Origin of the sequence: uncultured Gemmiger sp. (assembly GCA_944388105.1) — a bacterium.
Taxonomy (GTDB): domain Bacteria; phylum Bacillota; class Clostridia; order Oscillospirales; family Ruminococcaceae; genus Gemmiger.
The window spans coordinates 1-11,902 of sequence record CALXHN010000065.1; the positions used below are offsets into that span (position 1 = coordinate 1).

General features: G+C 63.1%; 14 protein-coding genes. 12 read left to right on the forward strand and 2 right to left on the reverse strand.

Annotation, left to right across the window (positions count from 1 at the left end):
• The 9 genes from Q0K17_RS07980 to Q0K17_RS08020 form a co-directional block, all read left to right on the forward strand.
• The coding region (locus Q0K17_RS07980) for an ABC transporter substrate-binding protein (RefSeq protein ID WP_294541950.1) at nt 1-999 on the forward strand (999 nt) is incomplete at its 5' end.
• Between the two features lie 92 nt (nt 1,000-1,091).
• Nucleotides 1,092-1,943 carry a sugar ABC transporter permease gene (locus Q0K17_RS07985; protein WP_294541952.1) on the forward strand — a complete coding sequence of 284 codons (852 nt, stop codon included), beginning with the start codon at nt 1,092-1,094 and terminating at the stop codon, nt 1,941-1,943.
• Nucleotides 1,943-2,791, forward strand: coding sequence for a carbohydrate ABC transporter permease (locus tag Q0K17_RS07990; protein ID WP_294541954.1), 849 nt, complete (start codon nt 1,943-1,945; stop codon nt 2,789-2,791). The genes Q0K17_RS07985 and Q0K17_RS07990 overlap by 1 nt, the downstream gene beginning before the upstream one ends.
• A gap of 63 nt (nt 2,792-2,854) precedes the next feature.
• The gene (locus Q0K17_RS07995; RefSeq protein ID WP_294541956.1) at nt 2,855-3,868 is read left to right on the forward strand and encodes a LacI family DNA-binding transcriptional regulator; all 1,014 of its coding nucleotides are present in this window, start codon (nt 2,855-2,857) and stop codon (nt 3,866-3,868) included.
• 28 nt (nt 3,869-3,896) lie between these two features.
• On the forward strand, nt 3,897-5,375 hold the full coding sequence (malQ, locus tag Q0K17_RS08000; protein WP_294541958.1) for a 4-alpha-glucanotransferase: 1,479 nt from the start codon (nt 3,897-3,899) through the stop codon (nt 5,373-5,375).
• 128 nt (nt 5,376-5,503) lie between these two features.
• On the forward strand, nt 5,504-5,827 hold the full coding sequence (locus Q0K17_RS08005; RefSeq protein ID WP_294541960.1) for a metalloregulator ArsR/SmtB family transcription factor: 324 nt from the start codon (nt 5,504-5,506) through the stop codon (nt 5,825-5,827).
• A gap of 96 nt (nt 5,828-5,923) precedes the next feature.
• Nucleotides 5,924-6,928 (forward strand): permease, encoded by a 1,005-nt coding sequence (locus Q0K17_RS08010; RefSeq protein WP_294541965.1) that lies wholly within the window; start codon nt 5,924-5,926, stop codon nt 6,926-6,928.
• A 21-nt stretch (nt 6,929-6,949) separates the two neighbouring features.
• Nucleotides 6,950-7,279 carry a thioredoxin family protein gene (locus Q0K17_RS08015; protein ID WP_294541971.1) on the forward strand — a complete coding sequence of 110 codons (330 nt, stop codon included), beginning with the start codon at nt 6,950-6,952 and terminating at the stop codon, nt 7,277-7,279.
• Nucleotide 7,280: 1 nt separating this feature from the next.
• Nucleotides 7,281-7,688, forward strand: coding sequence for an arsenate reductase ArsC (locus Q0K17_RS08020; RefSeq protein ID WP_294541973.1), 408 nt, complete (start codon nt 7,281-7,283; stop codon nt 7,686-7,688).
• 3 nt (nt 7,689-7,691) lie between these two features.
• On the opposite strand, the gene Q0K17_RS08025 is transcribed toward Q0K17_RS08020, so the two are convergent.
• Nucleotides 7,692-8,432 (reverse strand): M23 family metallopeptidase, encoded by a 741-nt coding sequence (locus tag Q0K17_RS08025; protein WP_294541975.1) that lies wholly within the window; start codon nt 8,430-8,432, stop codon nt 7,692-7,694.
• A 116-nt stretch (nt 8,433-8,548) separates the two neighbouring features.
• Nucleotides 8,549-9,607 (reverse strand): PTS transporter subunit IIC, encoded by a 1,059-nt coding sequence (locus tag Q0K17_RS08030; protein WP_294541977.1) that lies wholly within the window; start codon nt 9,605-9,607, stop codon nt 8,549-8,551.
• A 155-nt stretch (nt 9,608-9,762) separates the two neighbouring features.
• Here Q0K17_RS08030 and Q0K17_RS08035 point away from each other — a divergent pair, with 155 nt between their 5' ends.
• From Q0K17_RS08035 to Q0K17_RS08045, 3 genes are read left to right on the forward strand one after another with little or no spacing between them, the layout of a single operon-like run.
• Nucleotides 9,763-10,533 (forward strand): alpha/beta hydrolase-fold protein, encoded by a 771-nt coding sequence (locus Q0K17_RS08035; RefSeq protein ID WP_294541980.1) that lies wholly within the window; start codon nt 9,763-9,765, stop codon nt 10,531-10,533.
• On the forward strand, nt 10,530-10,919 hold the full coding sequence (locus Q0K17_RS08040; protein ID WP_294541982.1) for a hypothetical protein: 390 nt from the start codon (nt 10,530-10,532) through the stop codon (nt 10,917-10,919). Before Q0K17_RS08035 ends, Q0K17_RS08040 begins: the two co-directional genes overlap by 4 nt.
• A 27-nt stretch (nt 10,920-10,946) precedes the next feature.
• A complete protein-coding gene (locus Q0K17_RS08045) occupies nt 10,947-11,504 on the forward strand; it encodes a DJ-1 family glyoxalase III (RefSeq protein ID WP_294541984.1) in 558 nt (185 codons plus the stop codon).
• Nucleotides 11,505-11,902 lie beyond the last annotated feature (398 nt).

The following is an 11,902-nucleotide window of genomic DNA, read 5'->3' on the forward strand; positions in this document are numbered from 1 at the left end:
CTGGCCAACTGGAAGGACTACTGCTACGACCTGACCGGCACCCCCATCCTCGGGGAGCTGACCAGCGACACCTACGCCCTGAAGGACGGGGACGCCACCCTGGGCATCGGCTACGTCATTGAATCCTACGGCCTGATCACCAACAAGACCCTGCTGGAAAAGGCGGGCTACACCATCGACGACATCAAGAGCTTCGCCGACCTGAAGAAGGTGGCTGAGGACATCACCGCCCGCCAGGATGAGCTGGGCTTTGCGGCCTTCACCTCCGCCGGCATGGATTCTTCCTCCGACTGGCGGTACAAGACCCACCTGGCCAACCTGCCCATCTACTTTGAGTACAAGGACGAGGGAATCACCTCCACCGACGCCATCAAGGGTACCTACCTGGACAACTACAAGAACATCTTTGACCTGTACATCAACAACTCCACCTGCGCGCCCACCGAGCTGGCCGGCAAGACCGCCGACGACAGCCGCAACGAGTTCCTGGCCAACGAGGCCGTCTTCTACCAGAACGGTTCCTGGGAGTACGTCAACCTGACCCAGGACGGCACCTTCACCGATGACGATCTGGCCATGATCCCCATCTACATCGGCGTGGGCGACGAAGCCAACCAGGGCCTGTGCACCGGCACCGAGAACTACTGGTGCGTCAACAAGGAAGCCCCCGAAGAAGACATCCAGGCCACCCTGGACTTCATCTACTGGTGCGTCACCTCGGAGGAAGGCACCAAGGCCATGGCCGACGACATGGGCTTTGTCATCCCCTTCAAGGGCGCCCAGGAATCCACCAACGTCTTCGTGAAGGAAGACCAGGAAATGACCGCGGAGGGCAAGGTGCCCGTGTCCTGGAACTTCACCACCATGCCTTCCGAAAACTGGAAGAACAACCTGGGCTCTGCTCTGACCGCCTACGCGGCCGGCACCGGCACCTGGGATGATGTGGTCACCGCCTTTGTGGACGGCTGGGCCACCGAAGCCGCGCTGAACGCGGGCTGATACCACCGTCTGTGACGGAATACGCGTAACCTTGCGGGAAGGGCGGGCGAACACAGCGCCCACCCTTCCCGTTTCTTTATGGGGAAATCATTATGGAAAAAGCCATCAAAAAATACTGGCCGGTCTTTGTGCTGCCCACCCTGCTGGCCTTCATCATCGGGTTCATCTGGCCGTTCATCTGGGGCATCGGGCTGTCCTTCTGCCAGTTCACCACCGTCAAGAACGTGACCTTTGTGGGCATCCAGAACTACATCAAGATCTGGGCCGACGATACCTTTATCCACGCTTTCTGGTTCAGCACCGCCTTCACCATCGTGGCCACCGTGCTCATCAATGTGCTGGGCTTTCTGCTGGCGCTGCTGCTCACCCGGCATGTGCGGGGCACCAACATCTTCCGCACCGTCTACTTCATGCCCAACCTCATCGGCGGCGTGGTGCTGGGCTATATCTGGAACACCCTGCTCAACGGCCTGCTCACCCTGCTGGAAAAACCGTTGCTGCAGCTCAACGCCACCTACGGCTTCTGGGGCCTGGTCATCCTCATGTGCTGGCAGCAGATCGGCTACATGATGATCATCTACATCGCCGGACTGCAGAACGTGCCTCCCGACCTCATCGAGGCTGCCCGCATCGACGGCGCCACCGCCCGCCAGGTGCTGCTCCGGGTCAAGATCCCCATGGTCATGCCCAGCATCACCATCTGCACCTTCCTGACCCTGACCAACTCCTTCAAACTCTTTGACCAGAACTTGTCCCTGACCGGCGGCGAACCGGCCAAGCTGACCCAGGGGCTGGCCTACAACATCTACGATACCTTCTATGCCCGCAGCGGCGCCCAGTGGAAGGGCATCGGCCAGGCAAAGGCCGTGGTCTTCTTCCTGGCGGTGGTGGTCATCGCCCTGGTCCAGCTGCGGCTGACCCGCTCCAAGGAGGTGCAGCAGTAATGGAAAATTCCCAGAAGACCCGCCGCATCAACGGGGTCATCTCGGTCATCCTGGCCCTGATCTGCGTGGCTTATGTCTATCCCATCGTGTTGATCCTGCTCAACTCCCTCAAGACCGAGCGGGCCATCACCACCACCCGCATCTTTGAGCTGCCCACCGCCGAAACCTTCACCGGGCTGGCCAACTACATCTACGGCATCACCTCCATGAACTTCCTGGAATCCTTCTGGTACAGCCTGTTCATCTCGGTGTCGTCGGTGCTGCTGATCCTGCTGTGCTGCTCCATGTGCGCCTGGTACATCACCCGGGTCCACGGCAAGCTGTCCAGCGGCATGTACTACCTGTGCGTGTTCAGCATGGTGGTGCCTTTCCAGATGGTCATGTTCACCCTGGCCAAAACCGCCGATACCCTCAAGCTCAACAACCCCTACAACATCTGCATCATCTACCTGGGCTTCGGCGCCGGACTGGCGGTGTTCATGTTCACCGGCTTCATGAAATCCATGCCGGTGGAGATCGAGGAAGCCGCCATGATCGACGGCTGCAACCCGCTGCAGATCTTCTTCCGGGTGGTCTGCCCCATCCTGAAACCCACCATGATCTCCACCGCCATTCTGGAGACCATGTGGGTGTGGAACGACTACCTGCTGCCCACCCTGGTGCTGGACATCAAGAAGTACCGCACCATCCCCATGGCCATCCAGTATTTCCGGGGCAGCTACGGCAAGGTGGAAATGGGACCCATGATGGCCTGCATCATGCTCACCGTCCTGCCGGTGGTCATCCTGTACCTGGTCTGCCAGCGCTACATCATCGAGGGCGTGGTTGCGGGTGCCGTAAAAGGATGATATACTTTTTAGCAGACTGAACACAATCCGGCGCTCCTGCGCCGGGAAAGGACGCTGTATGCCATGACCATCAAGGACATTGCCCGTGAATCCGGTTACGCGGTGGGGACCGTCTCCCGCGTGATCAACAACAACCCCAATGTCAGCCCTGCGGCCCGCGCCCGCATTCTGGAGGTCATCCGCAAATACAAGTTCCGTCCCAACTCCAACGCCAAACATCTGAAACAGCAGGCCAGCCAGGGCATTGCCATGATCGTCAAGGGCACCCACAACATGCTCTTTGCCCCTATCCTGGAAAAGATGCAGACCGAGTGCACCGCCGCCGGCTACAGCGGCATGGTCTACTATATCGACGAGAACGACAACGAGGTGGACCGCGCCCGACAGATCTGCCGGGAACACAAGCCCTACGGGGTCATCTTTCTGGGGTCGGACAGCAACAACATCACCCCGGAACTCAGTGACCTGGGCGTGCCCTGCCTGCTCATGACCAACAGGGCCGCCAACGCCGAAATCGAAAACCTGTCCAGCGTCAGCGTGGACGACAGCGCCGCGGCGGCCCGGATGATCAACTATCTCTATGCCAAAGGCCACCGCCGCATCGGGCTTATCGGCGGCGATATCCGCCGCTCCCATCCCAGCTCCGCCCGTCTGGCGGGCTGCCTGGGGGCCTTCTCCCGCCTGGGACTGCCCTTTGACGCCGCCGCCTGCTACGCGGACGCCCGCTACACCATGCCCGACGGCTACAAGGCCATGGAACGGCTGCTGGACTCCTGCCCGGACCTGACCGCCGTCTTTGCCTTCAGTGATATCATGGCCATCGGGGCCATCCGGGCCCTGCGGGACCATGGACTGCAGGTGCCGGGGGATGTGTCGGTGTGCGGCTTCGACGGCATCGAGCTGGCCGATTACCTGAATCCCCGGCTGGCCACCATCCGCCAGCCCGCCGACCGTCTGGCCTCCCGGGGGGTGAGCATCCTCATCCGCTGCATCGAGGACGACGGCGACGCCGTTCATGAACTGGTCCCCTATGAGCTGGTGGAAGGGGAGAGTGTGCTGTGCCTGAACGGCCAATGACCATTTTTACCGAAAGGAGGAACTCTCCATGCGCGCAAGCGGTGTGCTGATGCACCTGTCCAGCCTGCCGTCTCCCTACGGCATCGGCACCATGGGCAGGGCAGCACGGGAGTTTGTGGATTTTCTTGCGGCGGCGGGACAGAGATACTGGCAGATCCTGCCCATCTGTCCCACCAGCTACGGGGACAGCCCCTACCAGTCCTTCTCCACCTTTGCGGGCAACCCCTATCTCATCGACCTGGACCTGCTGGCGGCCGACGGCCTGCTGCAGCGGGAGGAATACGCGGACATCGACTGGGAAAGCACCCCTGACCGGGTGAACTACGGCGCCCTCTACCGCAAACGGTGGGAGGTGCTGCGCAAAGCCTGCGGCCGTCTGCTGCAGGCGCCCCCCGCGGCCTATGCTGATTTCTGTGCCGAAAACGCCTTCTGGCTGCCGGACTACGCCCTGTTCATGGCCCTGAAGGATGAACACGGCGGCTGTGCCTGGACCCAGTGGGAGCCGGCCCTGCGCCGCCGGGACCCGGCGGCCCTGGACGCCGCCCGCACCCGTTGTGCCGGGGCCATCGGCTTCTGGCAGGCGGTGCAGTACCTGTTTTTTGCCCAGTGGAGGGCGCTGAAACATTATGCCAACCAGAAAGGCGTCTTCATCATTGGGGACCTGCCCATCTATGTGGCCGCCGACAGCGTGGATGTCTGGTCCGCGCCGGAAGCCTTCCAGCTGGGGCCGGACCTGCTGCCCACCGAGGTGGCTGGCTGCCCGCCGGACGGCTTTTCCGCCACCGGCCAGCTGTGGGGCAACCCTCTGTACAACTGGGACGCCATGGCCCGGAATGACTATGCCTGGTGGGTGCGGCGCATTCGGGTGCTGTGCAGTACCTACGATGTGCTGCGCATCGACCACTTCCGGGGCTTTGCGGGGTATTACGCCATCCCCTACGGCAGCACCGACGCCTGCAACGGCCGCTGGCGCACCGGACCGGGCATCGCCCTCTTCCGGGCGGTGGAAAACGCCCTGGGCAAGCGGGATATCATTGCGGAGGACCTGGGCTTTCTCACCGACGATGTGCGGGAACTGCTGCGGGAGAGCGGCTATCCCGGCATGAAGGTGCTGGAATTTGCCTTCGACAGCCGGGACGGCGGGGACTACCTGCCCCACACCTACACCCGGCACTGTGTGGTCTACACCGGCACCCACGACAATGAACCGGTGAATGGCTGGTTCGATACCGCCCCCGCCGCCGATACCCGCAAGGCGGTGGACTACCTCAAGCTCACCCGGGAGGAAGGCTACCACTGGGGCATGATGCGGGCCGCCTGGGCCAGCGTGGCCGACCTGGCCATCGTCCAGGCCCAGGACCTGCTGGGACTGGGGCATGAGGCCCGGATGAACGTGCCCTCCACCCTGGGCACCAACTGGTGCTGGCGGGTGCTGTCCGGTGCCTTTGACGACGCTCTGGCCCGCAAGGTCCGCCACCACATGGAACTGTATGGCCGCCTGAACTGAACATCTTCCCCCGACCGGCCCCGCCCAAAAGCGGCGGCCGATTTTTTTCGGGAAAGGTCTTGACAGGGCAGAGGGGAGGGTGTATTATGCCACATAAAGAAATTTTGATGTGATAGGAGGGCACTTCCGTGGTACAGGACTTTCAGGCCGAGGCCAAGGTGTTCAAGGCCTTGTGTGACCCCAAGCGACTGGCCATTCTGCAGCAGCTGCGCAGCGGGGAAAAGTGCGCCTGCGTATTGCAGGAGCCGTTGGACCTGACCCAGCCGGGACTTTCCTACCATATGAAGATCCTGTGTGAGTCCGGCCTGGTGGAAAGCACCCAGGTGGGCAAGTGGACCCACTACCGCCTGAGCGAGACCGGGCGGCAGCGGGCGCTGGACCTGCTGGCGGAACTGACCCGCCCCAACACCGAAGAGGAATCCTGTTCCGGCGGCTGCGCCTGCGGCCGCTGAACCCATGCGCCGTGTTGTGCGGCGCCCTTTTTTGGCAATACACATCAAAATATTTTTATGTATGGCTCTGCCGTACAAGACAAGGAGTGACCTGAAATGGCAATCTGGCAATGGATTCAGAACGAGCTGCTGGGCATGCAGTGGCTCAACCGGCTCATCGGCCGGGGATTGGCAGCCCTGGGGGTGGACGGTACCACCCGGCTGGGGGGCAGCCTGCAATTCTTCTTCTATGATGTGATCAAGATCACCATTCTGCTCTGTGTGCTGATCTTTGCCATCTCCTACATCCAGAGCTACTTCCCGCCGGAGCGGGGACGCCGGATCCTGGGGCGGCTCCACGGGCTGGGTGCCAACACCGCCGCCGCCCTGCTGGGCACCGTCACCCCCTTCTGCTCCTGCTCCTCCATCCCGCTGTTCATCGGCTTTACCGGGGCGGGGCTGCCTTTGGGGGTGACCTTCTCCTTCCTGATCTCCTCCCCCATGGTGGACCTGGGCAGCCTGGTGCTGCTCATGAGCATCTTCGGCGCCAAGGTGGCCGTGGTGTATGTGGTGCTGGGACTGGTCATCGCGGTGATCGGCGGCTCCCACATTGAAAAGCTCCACCTGGAAGACCAGGTGGAGGACTTTGTCCGCCATGCCGCCCGCCCGCCGGAACTGGACCTGCCCCGGCTGCGGGTGCGGGACCGGCTGGGATACGCCCGCAATCAGGCGGTGGGCACCCTGCGCAAGGTCTTCCCCTACATCCTCATCGGCGTGGGGGTGGGGGCCCTCATCCACAACTGGATCCCCGAAAGCTGGATCACCGCCGTGCTGGGCAGCCGCAACCCCCTGGGCGTGGTGCTGGCCGTGCTGGTGGGCGTGCCCATGTACGCCGACATCTTCGGTACCATCCCGGTGGCCGAAGCCCTGCTGGGCAAGGGCGCCCAGCTGGGCACCGTACTCTCCTTTATGATGGCAGTCACCACCCTGTCCCTGCCTTCCCTCATCATGCTGCGCAAGGCGGTACGCCCTAAGCTGCTGGCCGTGTTTGTGAGCGTCTGTGTGGTGGGCATCGTCCTGGTGGGTTACCTGTTTAATACAATTCAAGTATTTTTGGTTTAATATTACAAGGAGGAATATTTTATGGCATTTCTGTTTGGCAAGAAAAAATCCGAACCCACTTCCTGCGGCTGCGCTTCCGGCTGCAGCACCCCGGCGGACAACACCGGCGCCGCCATCCTGATCCTGGGCGGCGGGTGCGCCAACTGTCAGGCCCTGGAGCGGGCGGTGCGCGCTGCCATGGCGGAGCTGAACATCCAGGAAGAGGTGGGCCATGTGACCGACTTTGCCCAGATCGCCGCCTACGGCGTGCTGACCACCCCCGCCCTGGTGGTGGACGGTCAGGTCCTCAGCGCCGGCCAGGTGCTCAGTGTGGAGCAGGCCAAGGCCCTGCTGGCGAAAGCGAGGGGCTGAGATGGCGCACAAGCCTGTGGTGGCCTTTGTCTGCGTGCACAATTCCTGCCGCAGCCAGATGGCCGAAGCCCTGGGGCGGCATCTGGCCGCCGACGTATTCACCAGCTGTTCCGCCGGCACCGAGACGGTGCCCCGCATCAACCCGGACGCCGTCCGCCTGATGAAGGAACTCTACGGCATTGATATGGAAAAGACCCAGTACAGCAAGACCCTGGACAAGCTGCCGCCGGTGGATGTGCTCATCACCATGGGCTGCAACGTCCAGTGTCCGGCCCTGCCCTGCAAACGGCGGGAGGACTGGGGCCTGGAAGACCCCACCGGCAAGAGCGACGCCGAATTCCGCCAGGTCATCGCCGCCATCGAGCAGAAGGTCCTGGCCCTGCGGGACAGCCTGCGGAACGGGGTGTAAGGGTCAGCTCACCGGCTCGCTTCTGAACAACCCCTGGTCCACCAGACCCAGGTAATCCGCCAGCAGGTAGGCCATCTGGGCATCCCCGGCGGAGATGTTTTCCAGCACCACCACCCGGGTGCCGTTGTCGTAACTTTCCACCGAGTACATCCTCAGCAGATTCAGCCACTCCGCAAACTTGCGGAAGATCTCCGCATCCCCGGCCGATACCGGCCCGATGACCACGGTCTTCTTCTCCAAAGCGGGGGCGGCGGGGCGCTGCACCGGGCCTTCCCCGGCTCCGTAGGTGTACACGGCGGCGGACGCGGTGTTGAAATCCCCGTCCAGCCATACCAGCGGGTTGCGGCGCACCCCGTCCCAGATCACCTCAAAGTGCAGATGGGGACCGCTCACGTTGCCGGTCTGCCCGCTGTACCCGATGAGCTGGCCTTCCCCCACATTGGTGCCCGCGGCCACCGCCAGACTGGACAGATGAGCGTACCGGGTCTGCAGGGTCTTGCCCTGGGCGTTGGCGTGGCGGATGCGCAGGGCGGTGCCGTAACTCTGGTTGCCGGTGGTGGTGCGCCCGTCCCACACCTGGGTCCAGTCCACCGTGCCGGGTTCCGCCGCGTACACCGGGGTGCCCACCGCCGCCCGCATATCAATGGCGCCGTGGTAGCTGCCGTTGTTGTAGTAGTAACCGGCTGTCAGGGTATGCTGTGCCAAAGGCCAGCTGAGCAGCACGGTGCCGTTGGAAAGTCTCATGGGACCATCGCCTCCTTGCCCCCAGCATACGCAGGGCAGGGGAGCGGTGTGCATAAACCGACAAAAAAACAGCCCCGGCAGGCCGCAAGGCCGCCGGGGCTGTCCTTGTATGGTTGTCAGGAAAGGGTCAGGTCGCCGTCCTTGATCCAGCCGGCCCTGCGCAGGGGCATGGCCGCCAGCGGGGTGAGCACGGCGGGCAGGACGATGCAGATGAGCATCAGCCCCACCCAGTCAAAGGCGGACACCGCCGGCCGCAGGCCGGCGGCCGCATCGGCCACCCAGCCGGTGTACACCCCGATGGGCCCCACCAGCCCGCAGGTGCCCATGCCGCTGGACACGGCGGGGCCGTTCTGCTCCAGCCGGAACAGGCAGGTGGCCAGGGGTCCGGTGATGGCCGAAACCACCGTGGGCGGGATCCACACCCGGGGATTGCGCAGGATGTTGGGCATCTGGAGCATGCTGGTGCCCAGGCCCTGGCTGACCAGGCCGCCCACGCCGTTTTCCCGGTAGCTCATCACCGCAAAGCCCACCATCTGGGCGCAGCAGCCCGCCACGGCGGCGCCGCCGGCCAGCCCGGTCAGGCTCAGGGCGGCACAGATGGCCGCCGAGGAGATGGGCAGGGTCAGGGCCACGCCCACCAGCACCGACACAATGATGCCCATGAGCAGGGGCTGGAGTTCGGTGGCCCACATGATGACGCTGCCCACCGCCGAGGCCGCCGCCCCGATGGCCGGGGCAAACAGCACCGAGAGCCCCACCCCCGCCAGGATGGTCACCGCCGGGGTCACCAGGATGTCGATGCGGGTCTCCTTGCTCACCAGCTTGCCCAGTTCCGCCGCCACGATGGCGATGAGGTAGACGGCCAGGGGGCCGCCCGCCCCGCCCAGGGTGTTGGCCGCTCCGCCCACCGCAATCAGGCTGAACAGCACCAGCTGGGGCGCCTTCAGGGCGTAGCCGATGGAGGCTGCCATGGCCGGCCCCGCCACCGCCGTGGCGTAGGTGCCCGCGTCCACCAGAAAGGCCAGCCCGGTCTGTTCGCCCAGCGTCTTGATGATGGTGCCGATGAGCAGGCTGGCAAACAGGCCCTGGGCCATGGCGCCCATGGCGTCGATGCCGTACCGGTGGGCTGAGAAGATCACGTCTTTGCGCTTGCAGAATTCCTTGATACTTGCCACAAAAATTCCTCCTGTTTTTGAGCGATTCCACCAAACCCCCAAAAGGTTGAAAGCATTGTAGCACGCTCCCCGGCCCATTGCAATCACCTTGCGAAAAAACAGCGGTTGCGGTACAATGGTTCACGGAAGCCAATACAAAGGAGTCTGATCTGACCATGGTCGAAACCTTTACCACCCGCATCACCCCCTATGGGCTGGACCGCCGGGTGTTCATCCATCTGCCCGATGACTGGCAGACTTCCGGGAAAAAATACCCGGTGATCTACATGTTCGACGGGCACAACCTCTTTTTTGATGAAACCGCCACCTTCGGCACCTGCTGGGGCCTGAAGGCGTATTACGACGCCCATCCCAACTATATCGTGGTGGGGGTGGAGTGCAACCACGAAGGCAACAAGCGTCTGGAAGAATACTGCCCCTATGACAGCGACTGGTTCGACGGCATCCGCGGCACCGGCAAGGTGTATCTGGACTGGCTGTGCGGGGAGTTCAAGGCCTATGTGGACAAGACCTGGCCCACATTGCCCGACCGTTCCCACACCGCCATTGCGGGCAGCAGCATGGGCGGGCTGATGAGCCTGTATGCCGCTGTGGCCCACAATGATGTGTTTTCCAAGGCGGGGTGCCTGTCGCCCTCGGTGCGGCTGTGCATGGACCCCCTGATGGCCGACCTGAAAAAGGCCAAACTGCGGGGCTACACCAACATCTTCTTCAGCTGGGGCGAAAAGGAGTCCAAGGGCCAGCACGGTCTGGCCCAGTATACCGACAACGCCCTGCAGGTGACCCGCGCCCTGCAGAAAGCCGGTGCCGCCGTCTACCCCTACCTGCAGATGGGCGGGTCCCACTGTGAGGCCTTCTGGGCCCTGCAGGTGCCTTTGTATATGAATGTGCTTTTCGGTGAACCCTGCAAGGAGGACCAGGCATGAGCAGCCGCGCCAAACGCAAGCAGGCCGCCCGGGCGGCGTCCACCCGCCCCCCCGAACCCCAGCGGCCCCAGGAACCCGAAGTGCCCGCCGCCGCCCGGTGGATGGGCGCACTGTGCTATCTGAACATCCTCATTCTGATCCCCGCCTGCAGCCGGTGGCGGCACCATGACTTTGTGCGGTTCCATCTGAACCAGGGTCTGGTGCTGCTGGCCATGATCGTGGTGTTCGCGGCCATCGGGTTTGTGCCCTATTGCTACGAGTTCTCGGTCAGCTGCGGCATTCTGGTGGAAGTGATGTCTCTTGTGGGGCTGGTGACGGCCCTGCGCCGCAAAACCGATCCCTTGCCGGTCATCCGCAACGTGACCCGCAATTTTCATCCGTTCTGAACCCATTACCAAAAGGAGTGACAAACCATGAGCAAAGCTGTGATCTTTTTTGCCCCCGGCCTGGAAGAGTGCGAGGGCCTTCTGTGTGTGGATATCCTGCGCCGTGCCGGTGTGGAGGTGACCATCGCCGCCGTGGGCGGGGAAAAGGTGGTCCGTTCCGCCCGTCAGGTGAACGTGGTGGCCGATGCCCTGGCCGAGGAGCTGGATTATTCCCGGTTTGACGCGGCCATCCTGCCCGGCGGCATTCCGGGGGTGAACAACCTGAAAGCCAGCCAGACCGTCAAGGACGCCTGCACCCGCATGGCCGCCGACGGCAAGATCGTGTCCGCTATCTGCGCCGCCCCCACCGTGCTGGCCGCCTTCGGCCTGCTCAAGGGCAAGCGCGCCACCGTCTACCCCGGCATGGACGAAGCCCTCACCGCCGGCGGCGCCGAGTATACCGGCCTGCCCCTGTCGGTGGACGGCAACATCATCACCGGCGAAGCCCTGGGCGCCGCCATCCCCTTCGCCCTGGCCCTGGCTTCCCGTCTGGCCGGACCGGATGCCTCCGCCGCCGTCAAGAACGCCATCGTCTACCGCTATTGATGCCCCTGTGAAACACAAGACCGCCCGCCGGACGCAGCTGTCCGGCGGGCGGTCTTTTCTTTTGTATGCTTTAGCGAAATGAGAACCCCCAGCTCTGCTGGGGAGAGTAAAAAAGCTTTAGCTTCAAGCATCGAGCGAAGCGAGAAGGGAGCAGCAACTTTACCATTGTCAAGAAAGCTGATCTTGGATAGACAGCGCCCGTTTACGGGCTGTAGGGCAAGTGATGCAAGTGGCGGATTTTTCAGTGCCTCTTGAGAGGCTTGCCGGTACGATGCCCTTCTAGGGCTTACACAAGCCCCCGGCTTAGCCGGGGGTCTTGACTTTGCGCGGGAACAGCCGGCCGCAGGGCGGTTATTCCGTCCTGACCCGGAAGGCAGTCACGCTGCAGGGCGGCAGCT